The following is a 15,355-nucleotide window of genomic DNA, read 5'->3' as shown; positions in this document are numbered from 1 at the left end:
CTGCGCAATAGGTATGTGCGAGGAGGGGGTACGATGAGTAAGGGTAGCAAGGGGGCAAAACGATTGAGGCGGGTTCCTGCCATCCAACGTTCATAAAAACTTAACGAGATTGCTGCAGAGTTAGGGAGCCCCTATAAGGAGTTTCCTTGATGAAACGATTGATCAAGTCTGCTGCGTTCGTTGTGACTGCATCTCTGTTGGCTACCTCAATGTCCTTCGCGGCGGAAAACGTCCGGCTGACAGGCTCCGGAGCCAGTTTTCCGGCACCGATCTACCTCACCTGGTTCAAGGATTTCAGCAAAAAGTCGGCGGGTGTCACTGTGGATTACCAATCCAAGGGCAGCGGTGCGGGTGTACAGGACTTTTTGAATAAAACCGTTGATTTCGCCGCCAGTGACTCTGCGATGAAAGACGAAGACATTGCCAAGGTGGGCGAGGGTGTGCAGTTGCTGCCAATGACGGCGGGTGAAATCGTGCTGGCTTATAACCTGCCGGGCAATCCTAAAGGGCTCAAATTGCCACGCGACGTCTACTCCAACATCTTCCTGGGCAAGATCACGCGCTGGAACGACCCGCAGATCGCCGCAGCCAACCCCGAGTTGAAACTGGCCGATACACCGATCACGGTTGTTGTGCGAGCGGACTCCAGCGGTACCACTGCGGTGTTCACCAAGCACCTGGCGGCCATCAATCCGGAATTCAAGCAGGCGCTGGGTGAGGGCAACACCGTCAACTGGCCGGCCAGCGACAAATTCATCAAGTCGCCCAAGAATGACGGTGTGACAGCCACCGTACGCCAGACGCCGGGTGCCATCGGTTACATCGAATACGGCTTTGCCAAACTTGCCAAGGTTGACTTCGCGCAGTTGCAGAACAAGGCCGGTCAGTACGTGGTACCGAACGCGGAAAGCGGCGCCGAGGCACTCGCTGCGGTAAAAATGCCCGAGAGCCTGGTGGCCTGGCTGCCAGATCCGGACGGCGCCAAGTCTTACCCGATCACTTCCTACACCTGGATGATCTTTCGCAAGGACAACGGTAACCCGGCCAAGGCCAAAGCCATGCGCGAGATGGTCGAGTACAGCTTGACCGAAGGGCAGAAAATCGCCGACTCGATGGGTTATATACCTTTGCCACAGTCAGTCGTCGATCAGGTTCGCAAAGCGTCTGCCAACATCCAGTAAGCGCTCGTGAGGCCTCTCTCGGCGCCTGCTTTCAGCGCCGGGAGAGTTTCCCTTCATTCCGGAATTAGCCAATGAACACACCTTTTGTCGTACCGGTTAATCCGGCTTCTGCGTGCCAACCACCGTCCGCAAAGGACTTTCTGGTCGACCGCGTCTTCCGTGCGCTAGCGCAAATAGGCGTGGTGCTGATTCTGGCGCTGGTCTTTGCGCTGATATTCGAAGTAGGGCGCAAGGCCATTCCCGGCATTGAGAAGCACGGCCTGGATGTGCTTTTGGGGTCCGTCTGGGATGTCAATCAGGGCAAATACGGCATTCTGCCGGCCATTTGGGGGACGCTCTACAGTGCTTTCATTGCGCTGCTGATCGCCGGTTTTTTCGGTGTCAGCATGGCGATTTTTCTAACCCAGGATTTCCTGCCCGCCAAGCTCGCTGCCGTCTTCCGCACCATCGTCGAGTTGCTGGCAGCCATCCCCAGCGTCGTTTATGGTCTCTGGGGGATCTACGTGGTGATTCCGGCAATTCGGCCGCTGGCGGAGTGGCTGAACAGCGAACTCAGCTGGATACCTTTTTTGGCACGTCGTTGAGCGGACCTGGACTGCTGCCGGCGGCGCTGGTGCTGGCAATCATGATTCTGCCGACCATTGCTGCCGTGTCGCAGGACGCCCTCACCGGCGTACCGATGAAAACCAAGCAGGCGGCCTACGGCATGGGCACCACCCACTGGGAAGCCATTCTCAAGGTGATGGTGCCATCTGCCGCCACCGGCATCTTTGGTTCCCTCGTCTTGGGGCTGGGCCGCGCGTTAGGTGAAACCATGGCGCTGGCCATGCTGGTAGGCAACGCAAACAACATCTCCCTTTCTCTCTTTGCCCCGGCCAATACGCTGGCGGCCTTGCTGGCGTTGAATTTCCCCGAGGCAGGGCCGAATGAGATTGAAGTGTTGATGTACGCCGCATTGGTCCTGATGTTCATCACGCTACTGGTGAACATCATCGGTTCCATGATCATGGTCTATGCCCAGCGTGGTACTAAATAATGACTGACATCACGTCCTCTGAGGCTGCATTTCCTAGCCTGCAGCGCAAGTTTGAAGGTCGCGCGCTGCGCAGCCTGGTGTTGACCATGCTGGTCTGGGGCGGTGCGCTATTGGCCAGCGTGCCATTGATCTCCGTGCTCTACATGCTGATCACTCGCGGCGGCGCACGTCTGAATCTGGAGGTCTTCACCGAACTTCCGCCCACCGGTTTCGAGACGGGTGGTGGCTTCGGCAACGCGATGGCCGGCACTTTCGTCATGGTCGGTATCGCAGCGGCGATCGCGGTGCCGGTCGGCATCATGGCGGCCATCTTTCTGGCGGAACTGGGCCCTGACAGCAAGCTGGCAAACGCCGCGCGCTTTGCCGCCAAGATGCTCACGGGGCTGCCCTCCATTCTGGCCGGGGTATTCGCCTACGCGCTGGTCGTGATGACCACTGGTACTTACTCGGCGCCGGCCGGTGGCGTGGCACTGGCCGTGCTGATGTTGCCGATCGTTGTGCTGACCGCTGAAGAGTCGATGCGGATGGTGCCCAAGATCATGAAAGATGCCGCCTACGGCATGGGCTGCACCCGTTCGCAGGTCATCTGGAAAATCGTCTTGCCGACCGGCATGCCGGCGATCCTCACCGGGGTCATGCTGGCCGTGGCTCGCGCTGCGGGCGAAACCGCACCGTTGTTGTTCACGGCGTTGTTCAGCAACTACTGGATCTACCACGATGGCAGCCTGGCGGTCATGAATCCGACGGCCTCGCTCGCCGTGCTGATTTACAACTTTTCCGGCATGCCCTTCGACAACCAACTCGAACTGGCATGGGCGGCCTCGCTGGTGCTGGTGATGATCGTACTGGTCGTCAATATTGTCAGCCGTATTTTCGGCAAGCCCAAGTACTGAGAACGGAGCATCTGAACCTTGAACGCATCAAATCTGCAAGTCGCGGCTCCGTTTGTCACTCAGGCGCCAGTGGTCATGGACTGCAAGCTGGACAAGATTTTCTACGGTAACTTCCTGGCCGTGCGTGACAGCCATGTTCCGATCGAAAAAAACAAGATCACCGGTTTCATCGGTCCATCGGGTTGCGGCAAGAGCACCGTGCTGCGCAGCCTCAACCGGATGAACGATCTGGTGAAGGGATTTCGCTTTGAAGGGCACGTGCATTTCCTCGGACAAGACGTTTATGGAAAGGGCGTTGATCCAGTGGTCGTGCGTCGTTATATCGGCATGGTGTTTCAGCAGCCGAATCCGTTCTCGATGAGCATTTTCGACAACGTTGCATTCGGCCTGCGCCTCAATCGCTACAAGGGCGATCTGGGCGACCGCGTGAAACATGCCTTGCAGGGTGCCGCGCTGTGGGATGAGGTCAAGGACAAGCTCAAGGTCAGCGGCCTGTCCCTCTCCGGTGGCCAGCAGCAACGGCTTTGCATCGCCCGTGCCATTGCGACCGAACCGGAAGTGCTGTTGCTGGACGAGCCGTGCTCGGCACTCGACCCGATCGCGACCCGGCGGGTCGAGGAGTTGATGATCGAGTTGAAGAAGGATTACACCATCGCCCTGGTGACTCACAATATGCAGCAGGCCATCCGCGTCGCTGACACGACCGCTTTTTTCTCGGTTGATATTTCCCAGGGGACGCGCACCGGCTATCTGGTCGAGATGGGGCCGACAACCCAGATATTCGATAAACCGCGTGAACAAATGACCGAAGACTACATCAGCGGCAAGTTCAGCTAAGCAGCAATTATCCAGTCAAGACGGCAAGCGGCCATGGACAAGGGTGCGGTACTGGCATCCGGCCGTTTGACCCTTTTATCTACCGTTCTCAGGATTGCCAATGTCTGCAACGCGTCGTCTTGATTTGCCCGCGATTGAACGGGTATTGCGAGAGGTTCAGGGCCGTTTCTCCGAACTCAGCAGGCACTTTACCGAGCCTCGCGATCCCTTCACTGACGAAGTGCTGCACAATGTGCTTGAAGGCTATGCGCTGATTGACGACTATGTCGCTCGCGGTGTCGACCTGTTCGACCTTCAGCAACTGAACCTGATGCTGGAGATCAACGCTACCGTCCTCTGTGGCCGGGACCCGGTTCGCCGGCTGGAGTACGCTCAACACCTGGCGGCGACCGAAGAGCACTTCTTCAACAACGTTGAGGGGGGGATAAAGGACCTGTTCAACTGGTATTGCGCGTATCGCAGCGAGTCAGTCTGGAAGCGAGCGGCTGGCGTTTATGTTCGAATCCTCAGCAAACCGCAGTTGTTTATCGAGGGTAATAACCGCAGTGGCTCACTCATCGTCAGCTATTTGCTCATGCGCGCGGGATTACCTCCATTCGTGCTGACGCTGGAAAATGCCGGGGGTTACTTCAATCCGTCCTCGGTCATCCGCAACTCCGCCAAGCATGGGGTAAAGGCGTTGTATGAATTGCCCAAAATCAAGAAAAAGTATGCGGCCTTCCTCGAAGGTCAGGCGCCTGAGTCGATGAATTTTTTACTCAAAGACAAGACCTCGCCCGTCTTGCAAGGGGGAGATTGATGAGCGGGCAACCCATTTCCGCCAGGTCCCAGGCTTCCGTCAGCCGCGTTTGGCAAGCCATGCTCGGTGCTATCCCCATGAGCGTATTCGCTCGCCAGCGCATACGGGTTTCGTTCGATATCGATGACACGCTGGCCTGCCAGCTGCATCACTGTGCCGTCGAGCAGAGCTGGTTGCCGGCCTGCTTGCATCGTTGGCTCGGCGAGCCACTGCGATGCGGCACGCGCTCATTGACCCGCGAGTTGCGGCGTCAGGGCTGCAGTATCTGGGTTTACACGTCGTCCGGTCGGACCCCGGCCTATATCAGGCGCTGGCTGTTGTTGTATGGCATCCGCGTCGACGGGGTGGTCAACAGTGTGGTGCATAACCAGGCATTGGTGACAAACGGGTTGGCAAACGGTCCGTCGAAATTCCCCCGGCCTTCGATATCGACTTGCATGTCGATGACTCCGAAGGGGTGCGCTCGGAAGGCCATGATCACGGTTTTCGCGTTGTTGTCGTGCACCCGGAGGATGAGCATTGGGCGCAGCGGGTTCTGGATGCCGTCGCCGACGTACAGGCACTGCTCGCCCGGCAACAACAGGGCAGGAGCAGGAATCCGGCGCAACAATGTCCGGAAGCCGTGTCCTGATTTTCAGTGCAGACAAAAACGCCGCTCAATGAGCGGCGTTTTTTGTAGCGGGCAGTGACGCGTCGCGGGTTATTGCGAGCCTCAGGCTACGCCGTTCCAGGGACGATCTCCGTTTTCATCCTTGATGCGGGTCGGCAGTCCCATGACGTCCAGCGCCTTGAGGAACGGCTCAGCCGGCAGTTCCTCGACGTTGGCCATGCGCTGCACATCCCACTCGCCACGGGCGACCAGCAGGGCAGCGGCAACAGGCGGTACGCCGGCGGTGTAGGAAATGCCCTGGCTGTCGGTTTCGGCAAAGGCTTCCTCGTGGTCGGCCACGTTGTAGATGAACACTTCGCGCGACTGGCCATCCTTGGTGCCCTTGACCAGGTCACCGATGCAGGTCTTGCCGGTGTAGCCGGGCGCCAGCGAACTCGGATCAGGCAGCACGGCCTTGACCACTTTCAGCGGCACGACTTCCAGGCCTTCGGCGGTCTTGACCGGTTGTTCGGACAGCAGGCCGAGGTTCCTGAGGACCGTGAACACGTTGATGTAGTGCTCGCCGAAACTCATCCAGAAACGTACGTTGGGTACGCCCAGATTCTTCGACAGCGAGTGCACTTCATCGTGACCGGTCAGGTACAGGTTCTGCGAGCCCACGACCGGCAGGTCGTCGGTGCGTTTGACTTCGAACATGGTGTTGCTGGTCCACTGGCTGTTCTGCCAGCTCCACACCTGCCCGGTGAATTCACGGAAATTGATTTCCGGATCGAAATTGGTGGCGAAATATTTGCCGTGGGAACCGGCATTGACGTCAAGAATGTCGATCGAATCAATGCGGTCGAAATACTGTTGTTGTGCCAGTGCTGCATAGGCGTTGACCACACCCGGGTCGAAGCCCACGCCGAGAATGGCGGTGATGTTCTTCTCTTGGCACTCGGCGAGGTGCTTCCACTCATAGTTGCCATACCAGGGCGGGGTTTCGCAGATCTTGCCCGGCTCTTCGTGAATGGCGGTGTCGAGATAAGCGACGCCGGTATCGATGCAGGCACGCAACACCGACATGTTGAGGAACGCGGAGCCGACGTTGATGACGATCTGGGATCCGGTTTCACGGATCAGCGCCTTGGTCGCCTCGACATCCAGGGCATTGAGCGAGAAGGCTTTGATATCGGCGGGTTGTTTGAGGCTACCCTTGGCCTTGACGCTGTCGATGATGGCCTGGCATTTGGAGATGTTGCGCGACGCGATAGCGATACGACCGAGTTCATCGTTATGCTGCGCGCACTTGTGGGCCACCACCTTAGCGACACCTCCTGCACCAATGATAAGAACGTTCTTTTTCAATTGCTTTTTCTCTCCTTTGTCTGTCCGTTTCAAGAAAGGCTGGACAGGTAGTCTTCGTAACCGAATTGGCGAACCACTTCGACGGTACCATCGAGTTGTTTCACCACGATGGATGGCATTTTCAGGCCGTTGAACCAGTTCTTCTTGACCATGGTGTAGCCGGCGGTATCGATGAATGACAGTCGATCGCCAATGGCCAGCGGACGGTCAAACTGGAACTCGCCGAAGATGTCTCCGGCCAGGCACGATTTGCCGCACACCATGTAGGTGTGTTCACCCTCGCTCGGCGCCAGCTTGGCGTTCAGGCGATAGATCAACAGGTCGAGCAAATGGGCTTCAATGGAGCTGTCCACGACGGCCAGGTGCTTGCCGTTGTAGAGGGTGTCGAGCACGGTGACTTCCAGCGAAGCGCTGTTAGTGATCGCCGCTTCGCCAGGCTCCAGATAGACCTGCACGCCGTACTTTTGCGAGAACGCCTTGAGACGAGCGCAGAACGCATCCAGCGCATAGCCTTCACCGGTGAAGTGAATGCCGCCGCCGAGGCTGACCCAGCTGACTTTGTGCAGCAGCTCACCGAAGCGTTCTTCGATGGTGCAGAGCATTTGGTCGAACAGGCCGAAGTCGCCGTTCTCACAGTTATTGTGGAACATGAAACCGGAGATCTGGCTGATAACGCCTTCGATCTTCACCGGGTCCCATTCGCCTAGACGGCTGAACGGACGCGCCGGGTCGGCCAACAGATAATCGGAGCTGCTGACTTGCGGGTTAACGCGCAGGCCACGGACTTTGCCCTCAGAGCGCTCGGCAAAACGTTGCAGCTGGCTGATGGAGTTGAAGATGATCTTGTCGCAATTGTCGAGCATCTCCTCGATCTCATCGTCAGCCCAGGCCACGCTGTAGGCGTGGGTTTCGCCTTCGAACTTCTGACGACCGAGCTTGAGTTCGTACAGCGACGACGACGTGGTGCCGTCCATGTATTGCTGCATCAAGTCGAACACTGACCAGGTCGCGAAGCACTTGAGCGCGAGCAGGGCTTTGGCCCCGGACTGTTCGCGCACATAGGCGATCTTCTGCATGTTGGTCAGCAGTTTCTGTTTGTCGATGAGGTAGTACGGTGTCTTGATCATTTCGAGGCCTCCGGCAAGGCCAGCCAAAAAAGGATGCGCATTGTGCCCGGACTGACCACATATCGAAAGAGCAGAGCGTACGACTGGTTCAGCAAATCCCCCGAAAGGTTGAACGCTCGGGACGTCCGGCCGGGATACAACGTCTGCTTCAAGCAATCAGCAATCCCGAGAACCCCCGGTAACTGCTCAGTCATAAATCGCCGTCAGTATGGCAGTACCATCCCGTCCCCGAGGTCTTCACCATGCCCTCAGCTCAAGATCAGTTGATACACCGCATTCAGCGCGAGCTGCTCGACCACAGTGACGAGGAGCTGGAGTTGGAGTTGTCCGAAGACGGGCATGACCTGAACACACTGTTCGATGACCACGTTCCGGATGGTATCGAGAAGGACGACCGACGGCTTTATTTCAGCGAGTTGTTTCGCCTGCAGGGTGAACTGGTGAAGTTGCAAAGCTGGGTGGTCAAGACCGGACACAAGGTAGTGATCTTGTTTGAAGGGCGCGATGCCGCTGGCAAGGGAGGGGTAATCAAGCGCATAACCCAGCGGCTCAACCCCCGGGTATGCCGAGTCGCTGCCTTGCCCGCGCCCAACGACCGCGAACGAACCCAATGGTACTTCCAGCGATATGTCTCGCACCTGCCGGCAGCAGGTGAGATCGTGCTATTTGACCGCAGTTGGTACAACCGCGCCGGCGTTGAAAAGGTCATGGGATTTTGCAACGAGTATCAGTACGAAGAGTTTTCCGGACCGTGCCAGAGTTTGAACGGATGCTCGCCCGTTCCGGCATTCAGTTGATCAAGTACTGGTTTTCCATTTCCGACCAAGAACAACACCTGCGCTTCCTTAGTCGCATTCATGACCCCCTCAAGCAGTGGAAACTCAGCCCGATGGACCTGGAGTCACGTCGGCGTTGGGAGGCCTATACCAAGGCCAAGGAAATCATGCTCGAACGCACCCACATTGCCGAAGCACCCTGGTGGGTGGTGCAAGCCGACGACAAGAAAAAAGCCCGGCTTAACTGCATCAATCATCTACTCGGCCAAATGCCTTACGAAGAAGTCGAGTTACCGCAGATCGAACTGCCGCAGCGCGTGCGCGAGGAGGACTACTCTCGCAGTCCTACGCCACCGGAACTCATGGTGCCTCAAGTCTATTAAACGGCCGAACCGGGCGGCCCGACGACGGGTCGCCGGGTATCTAAATGACCTCATCCAGTGCCTGCTCAAGCAGGTTGACCGTACGCTCGGTATTCTGCAGCTTCTCCAGTCCGAACAGGCCGAGGCGGAAGGTCTGGAAGTCGGCCGGCTCATCGCATTGCAGTGGCACGCCGGCAGCGATCTGCAGGCCGTGCTGGGCAAATTTCTTGCCGTTCTTGATATCGGCATCATCGGTGTAGCTCACCACGACGCCGGGGGCCTGAAAGCCTTCTGCGGCGACGCTTTTGATGCCTTTGCCGGTCAACAGCGCACGCACCCGATCACCCAGCGCCTGTTGTTCATCGCGAACCTTGTCGAACCCATACGCTTGCGTCTCTTTCATCACGTCATTGAACCGCGCGAGGGAATCGCTGGGCATCGTTGCGTGATAGGCATGTCCGCCCTGTTCGTAGGCTTGCATGATTTGCAGCCACTTTTTCAGGTCGCAGGCGAAGCTGCTGCTTTGCGTGTGTTCGATGCGCGCAAGCGCCGCAGCACTGAACATAACCAGGGCGCAGCAAGGGGAGGCGCTCCAGCCTTTCTGCGGAGCGCTGATCAGCAGGTCGACTGAGCATTTGTGCATATCCACCCAAATCGTGCCCGAGGCGATGCAGTCCAGCACGAACAGGCCACCCACTGCATGCACGGCGTCGCCGACCGCTCGCAGGTAGTCGTCGGGCAGGAGGATCCCGGATGAGGTTTCAACGTGGGGTGCGAAGACCACCTGCGGTTTCTGCGCCGCGATGGCGGCCAGTACTTCGTCCAGCGGCGGCGGGGCGTAGGCGGCCTGGCGACCCGGCTCTACCGGCCGTGCCTTGAGCACCGTGGTCGCCGCCGGGATATTGCCCATCTCAAGGATCTGGCTCCAGCGATAACTGAACCAGCCGTTGCGGATCACCAGGCACTGCTGGCCGGTGGCGAACTGCCGCGCCACCGCTTCCATGCCGAATGTGCCGCTGCCCGGAACCACTGCAACCGCCTCGGCGTGGTAGACCTGTTTCAGGGTCTTGGAAATGTTCTTCATCACGCCTTGGAAGGACTGCGACATGTGGTTGAGCGAGCGGTCAGTGTAGACAACCGAGTACTCGACCAGCCCCTCAGGATCGATACTGGGATATAGCTTTGACATGGGCGTGCTCCTTCGGCAGAGAGGTAAACATCATTGGCAAGCAAGTGTAGGCAAAGGGCAGGGCAAGGGCACTGGCAATTCACGTTGGCCAAGTGGAGCCCTCTGGTTTAGTTTTGCATTCCAGGGTTTTTCTGACTTGAACTCACCGTACTGACGGATCGCACGCCCCCCATGCTTACAAACCTGTGGTATGTCGTTCTCCCATCGTCACAGTTGACTGATGGACTGATGCCGGTTCGATTGCTCGGACAACCTTTTGTGGCGTTCCGCGATGACGCTGGCGTCGCGCATGTGCTGTCGGATATCTGCGTGCATCGCGGCGGCTCACTGTCGGCCGGCAGCAAGGTCGGCAACAGCGTGCAGTGTCCCTATCACGGCTGGCGGTTTGGCGCTGATGGTGTGTGCTCGCAGATACCGGCGCAGCCCGACCTGCGGATTCCCGCCAAGGCCCGCGTCGATGCCTACCCGACGCTGGAGCGATACGGTTGGATCTGGGCGCTTTTAGGTGATCTGCCAGAATCTGAGCGTCCAGCCTTGCCCACGCTCGACTGGATCGACGATCCCGCCATCCGTGTGGTCGCGGGTCACTTTGACTGGCAGGCCAGTTGGGACCGGATTATCGAAAACGGTCTGGACTTCGCCCACGCACCGTTTGTCCATGGTTCAACCTTCGGTGATCCGGATCATCCCGAGATTGAATCATTCGAGGTCGACAGCGATGCGTGGAGCGGCAGCGCCCAAATGCTCATGCGCAGGCCGGCACGCAAAGGGCTGCTGCGGCGTAAATCCTCCACCGAGTTTGTCAGTGTGGCCACCGTGCCGGGTTTTCATTTGTCCGGTCCTTGCACAACGCTTGAGCTTGAGTTGCCCAACGGCTGGCGGATCTACATCGTCTCGGCGCATGTGCCGATTGACGCCAATCGCACGCGCACCTGGTGGATGATGGGCAGAACGTTCCTGCGCACCCGACTGCTGGATCGCAGGTTCATTGCCAGCAATATCCGTATCTTCGAACAGGATCATGCCGTGCTGAAAAACGTCCGACCAGAGCGTGTGCCGGACTCTTTTCAGCAGGAGGTTTCGTTGAAATCCGATGCGCTGCAGATTGCCTTTCGCAAAGACGTGCAGGCACTGGAGCAGCGCGGCTGGCGCATCGATGAAGAGCGTCTTGCGCGAACGTTCACCGGACGCAAGGCTTGTGCGATACCCAGCCCCGAACGTCGTCAGATTCGCGCTTGGGCGATTGAGCCGATTCCGCTCGTGGATATCACCCACGAATCTGAATAGCGGTGCGAGCCAGTCTGCGCTTGGCACAGACTGGCGCAACCCTCAGCGCGTCTCACATTGTGGCGAAGGTTCGCCGCTCAGTGCATCAACCATCGGCGGATGCTCCTGCACTGCCTGACGCAGATCTTCGGTCACCCGCAACTCCGCGCCTGTCGGCGAGAAGGTTGCTGCCGCTGCAAACGGCGCGGGATTGGCGGGAACCGGGCGTTTGCCCCGGCGCCACAGGAAGAAGGTGACCATACACAGATTGACCAGCGCAAAGACCCAGAACAAACCATTGGCACCGAACGAGTTCATCACCGGCGAAATCATCATCGGGCTGATTGCCGAGCCCAGCGAGTTGATCAGCAGCAGTCCCTGAATCATCGGCACCAAGGCTTCGGCAGGCGCACGGTCGGCAGCATGGCTGACGGCAACCGGGTACAGCGCAAACACACCGCCACCGAGCAGAAACAACATCACCGCGAGCAGCGTCGAGGACAACGGCACCAGGACGATCACCAGCGACAACACGGTGCACGCCACTGTCAGAATCGTCAGCACCTGCAAACGATCCTTGCGGTCGGACCAGCGCCCGACCGGGTACTGCAGGAGCATCGCGCCGAGGATCGTCCAGGCCATCATGCTGCCGACTTCACCGACATTCAGACCACTGCGCTGCAAGTACAGCGGCAGCAAGGTGTAAATCGCCGCAATAGTCACACCCGAGCCAAAACAGCCGACCAGCCCGGTCGGTGTCACGCCCAAAAGTTGTCGTGGCTTGAGCGGTTCGACCTGATCGAGCAGCGGCGACACGCGCGGCAGGATCACGATCGGCAGCACCGACAACGAGGCGAGCATGCCGGCCACCATGAACGGTGCGCTGTCGCTCAACCCGGTGATTTTGCCCAACGTTGCCTGGCCCAGCACACCGGCGCCGTACAAGACGATCATGTACAGCGCGAGCAAGCGCCCACGAATCTTCGCGTCGCCCGCCAGCAGCAGCCAGCTTTCGATCACCAGAAACACGCCGACCGTGGCCCAGCCGTTGATCAGGCGCAGGGCGAACCAGCCCCAGGTGTCATAGAACAAGCCCTGCAGCAGGATGGTCACGGCGATCAGCGAGGCGAAACTGCCGTAGGCGCGGATATGGCCGATGCGCAGAATCAAGCGGTCATTGAATACGGCGCCCAGGGTCAGGCCGATGAAGTAGGCCGAGGAAACGATGCCGATCATCGTGGTCGACGCACCGGCAGCGTCCAGTCGAAGGGTGGTCAGCGACGACATGAAACCGTTGCCCAGCGCAACAATGAATAGCCCGAGCAGGGGCGCCAGCGCCATGGCCAGCAAACGCGGAGACATAAAAACCTCTAGAGGACGAACAGCGCAACGTGCGCCGCTGCGCATGCGATTGCCAAGCCGAAGTGTGTTGTGGTGCAGGCAGACACCGAGGGGGCTGCAAGAGAGCGCGGGATTCTAAGGCTTGTGCAGGATTTGCCAATAGCTGTTTGCTGCGACGTTGGGACGCAGGGGTTGCCACCTATGTTTGTCCTGAGTGGCCGGAGGAAAAACAGCTTTTTGCCATCATCCAAGTGCTAAATTGCTGCTTTAACCTCAGCCTTGACCACTGATTTACGATAAGTCAGCAAAACGATGCCCGTGACCACAATCACCCCGCCGAAAATCTGTCCTCTACTGAGCATTTGGTCCAGCACAATCCAGCCCATCAGTAGCGTTGCCAATGGTTCGATGTTCATGACCGGCGCATTGCGCGGCATGTCGAGTCGCGGCACGGAAATGAACAAGACGATAAAACCTGTGCCGTACAGCACTACCAAAGTGGCGAGGGCCAGCCATCCGGTCGAGGTGGCGGGCAGGTTCAATCCGCCGGGAAGGGCGCCCGTCAGCCCTGCCAGGTTGACGCTGCTGAACACGATGAAAATGGTCAGCAGACTGCGCACCGAGCCACGTACCTGAGACAGTTTGTGGTCGGTGATCCACAGCGCGCAGGCGAACACGCTGGCGGCGCAGAACGCGAGCGCGACGCCCGTCAGCCATTGCGCACTGACGTCTGTCGTGGTCGAGAGACGCCCGGGCACGTCCAGCACAAACACCAGACCCAATAGAATCAGACCCATCAATGTCGCGGTGCATGCGCTCGGTCGCGGGCCACCCAACGCCCATGTGAGCAATGCCAGCAGAATGGGGAACACGTTCGCCACCAGCAGGGCCAACGCCACCGGCACCCGTGCGACAGCGGAATACAGACACAGACTCTGCGCAGTGATCAGCAACCCCAGCAGCAGTTGCCAGCGCCACGCACCCGCCGGCAAGCGCAGACTTTGTCTTTGCCACAGCACCAGGATCGCGAGCACCAGCAAGGTCCCGCCGGAACGCATTAAAATCGCCAGCAGCACCCCCGCACCGTCATCAAATGCGACTCGCGCCGCCACATGATTGCCGGCAAACGCGCAGCCCATGCACAACAGAATGATTACTGCGAGAGAGCGGGGGTAGGGTGGCGGTACGGTTTGCGCAGCGGTAGGGCGAGGCATGGCAGATCTCAGGATTTTTAGCCGTTCGAACGACTTGGTTTTTATTTGGTTGTCGTACAACTAGCCCGTTTTATCGCATTCGGCGACGTCGGGCAATAGACCTGAAAGCGCAAAGCTACGCATATTTTTGCCGTTACGGTGGATTTTTCTCGCCTTTGTTTAACTGAAGAGATCGTATGACCTAATAGAAAAGGGGCGAGTCCGCCCCTCCCATAGGTCTGCATTTGTTCAGGCATGAAATGGATAATCGATGTAGCCACGCTGATCCCCGCCAAAAAAGCTGCCGGGGTCTGGCACGTTGAGCGCCAAACCATCATGCAGCCGACGCGGCAAGTCCGGGTTGGCCAGGAACGGACGGCCAAACGCGATGATGTCGGCACGATCGGCAATCAGCGCCTGTTCCGCAGATTGCGCATCGTAGCCTCCCGCCAGGATCAGCACGCCGTTCCAGGTCTTGCGCAACTGGGCAATGATCGCGTCCCAGCGTGGGTCGAAATTTTCATCTTTGACTGTGCCGACCATCGCTGGCTCGACCAGGTGCAGGTAGGCCAGATTCCAATGGTTGAGCGCTTCGACGAGGTGGCCGAAGGTGGCCTCCGGGGTGTCATCGCCCATGCCCATGAAGCGCCCCATCGGCGTCAGGCGTACGCCGACCCGTTCGGCACCGACTTCTTCAGCGACGGCCGCGACCACTTCCAGCAGAAACCGCGCGCGATTCTCCACGCTGCCGCCATAGGCATCGTCACGCTGGTTGCTGTTGCTGTTAAGAAACTGGTCGAGCAGGTAACCGTTGCCAGCATGAATCTCTACACCGTCCATGCCCGCCTGCAATGCGTTGCGCGCGGCCACGCGGTAGTCCTCGACGATGCCGGCGATTTCCGCGGTTTCCAGCGCGCGTGGCACCGGCACATCTCCCCAGACGCCGTTACCGTTTTCGTCGACGATAAACGTCTTGCCAGGCACCGGCAGCGCGCTGGGCGCAACCGGCAGGCCAGCATCGGGTTGAAAGCTGGGGTGGGACACCCGGCCGACGTGCCACAGTTGCATGAAGATCAGCCCGCCGGCCTCATGCACCGCCGCGCTGACGTCACGCCACGCGCGGACCTGCTCGGAGCTGTAGATGCCCGGCGTCCAGGCGTAACCCTGAGCCTGCCGGGAAATTTGCGTGGCCTCGGTGATGATCAGTGCGGCACTGGCCCGTTGGCGGTAGTACTCGGCGTTCATCGGCGTCGGTACATCGCCCGGTTGGCCGGCGCGTGAGCGCGTCAACGGTGCCATGGCCACGCGATGGGCGAGGGTGTAAGGACCGAGTGCGAGGGGTTGGAACAGACGACGGGTCATGGGTAGCTCCAGATTTCAATAAAAGGAATTCAAGCG

General features: G+C 58.9%; 11 protein-coding genes and 3 pseudogenes. 8 read left to right on the top strand and 6 right to left on the bottom strand.

Going from position 1 to position 15,355, the window contains the following annotated elements; all coding sequences use genetic code 11:
- The first annotated feature begins 149 nt into the window (after positions 1–149).
- The 6 genes and pseudogenes from pstS (at position 150) to AB4O11_RS23330 (ending at position 5,377) form a co-directional block, all read left to right on the top strand.
- Positions 150–1,181 (top strand): phosphate ABC transporter substrate-binding protein PstS, encoded by a 1,032-nt coding sequence (pstS, locus tag AB4O11_RS23355; RefSeq protein WP_093431591.1) that lies wholly within the window; start codon positions 150–152, stop codon positions 1,179–1,181.
- A 71-nt stretch (positions 1,182–1,252) separates the two neighbouring features.
- Positions 1,253–2,217 (top strand): annotated as a pseudogene (pstC, locus tag AB4O11_RS23350) (phosphate ABC transporter permease subunit PstC).
- A complete protein-coding gene (pstA, locus tag AB4O11_RS23345; RefSeq protein WP_093431597.1) occupies positions 2,217–3,110 on the top strand; it encodes a phosphate ABC transporter permease PstA in 894 nt (297 codons plus the stop codon). Before pstC ends, pstA begins: the two are co-directional and overlap by 1 nt.
- Before the next feature lie 75 nt (positions 3,111–3,185).
- Entirely contained in the window at positions 3,186–3,947 is a 762-nt protein-coding gene (pstB, locus tag AB4O11_RS23340; RefSeq protein ID WP_217827632.1) for a phosphate ABC transporter ATP-binding protein PstB, read from the top strand.
- Between the two features lie 100 nt (positions 3,948–4,047).
- Positions 4,048–4,746, top strand: coding sequence for a hypothetical protein (locus AB4O11_RS23335; RefSeq protein ID WP_095048981.1), 699 nt, complete (start codon positions 4,048–4,050; stop codon positions 4,744–4,746).
- 59 nt (positions 4,747–4,805) lie between these two features.
- Positions 4,806–5,377: pseudogene (locus AB4O11_RS23330) on the top strand (hypothetical protein).
- Between the two features lie 81 nt (positions 5,378–5,458).
- On the opposite strand, the gene AB4O11_RS23325 reads toward AB4O11_RS23330, so the two are convergent.
- Positions 5,459–6,703 (bottom strand): saccharopine dehydrogenase family protein, encoded by a 1,245-nt coding sequence (locus AB4O11_RS23325; protein WP_093431607.1) that lies wholly within the window; start codon positions 6,701–6,703, stop codon positions 5,459–5,461.
- Between the two features lie 29 nt (positions 6,704–6,732).
- The gene (locus AB4O11_RS23320) at positions 6,733–7,830 is read right to left on the bottom strand and encodes a carboxynorspermidine decarboxylase (RefSeq protein ID WP_099759153.1); all 1,098 of its coding nucleotides are present in this window, start codon (positions 7,828–7,830) and stop codon (positions 6,733–6,735) included.
- A gap of 242 nt (positions 7,831–8,072) precedes the next feature.
- On the opposite strand from AB4O11_RS23320, the pseudogene ppk2 reads away from it, so the two are divergent.
- Positions 8,073–8,989 (top strand): annotated as a pseudogene (gene ppk2, locus AB4O11_RS23315) (polyphosphate kinase 2).
- 40 nt (positions 8,990–9,029) lie between these two features.
- Here ppk2 and AB4O11_RS23310 read toward each other — a convergent pair.
- Positions 9,030–10,157 (bottom strand): alanine--glyoxylate aminotransferase family protein, encoded by a 1,128-nt coding sequence (locus AB4O11_RS23310; RefSeq protein WP_460128779.1) that lies wholly within the window; start codon positions 10,155–10,157, stop codon positions 9,030–9,032.
- 228 nt (positions 10,158–10,385) lie between these two features.
- On the opposite strand from AB4O11_RS23310, the gene AB4O11_RS23305 reads away from it, so the two are divergent.
- Complete coding sequence (locus AB4O11_RS23305) at positions 10,386–11,444, top strand: aromatic ring-hydroxylating dioxygenase subunit alpha (RefSeq protein WP_460128776.1); 1,059 nt, start codon at positions 10,386–10,388, stop codon at positions 11,442–11,444.
- 42 nt (positions 11,445–11,486) lie between these two features.
- Here AB4O11_RS23305 and AB4O11_RS23300 read toward each other — a convergent pair whose 3' ends face one another.
- From AB4O11_RS23300 to AB4O11_RS23290, 3 genes are all read right to left on the bottom strand, one after another.
- Complete coding sequence (locus AB4O11_RS23300; protein ID WP_093431622.1) at positions 11,487–12,785, bottom strand: MFS transporter; 1,299 nt, start codon at positions 12,783–12,785, stop codon at positions 11,487–11,489.
- A gap of 233 nt (positions 12,786–13,018) precedes the next feature.
- Positions 13,019–13,978: an EamA family transporter gene (locus AB4O11_RS23295; protein WP_460128774.1), complete on the bottom strand. Its 960-nt coding sequence runs from the start codon at positions 13,976–13,978 to the stop codon at positions 13,019–13,021.
- A 228-nt stretch (positions 13,979–14,206) separates the two neighbouring features.
- Positions 14,207–15,319, bottom strand: a complete 1,113-nt coding sequence (locus AB4O11_RS23290) for an alkene reductase (RefSeq protein WP_460128773.1) — start codon at positions 15,317–15,319, stop codon at positions 14,207–14,209.
- Positions 15,320–15,355: the final 36 nt, after the last annotated feature.

The sequence above is a fragment of the Pseudomonas sp. H1_D05 genome (assembly GCF_054682705.1).
Note: the sequence above shows the minus strand (reverse complement) of the source record. Positions and strands in the feature narration are given on the sequence as shown.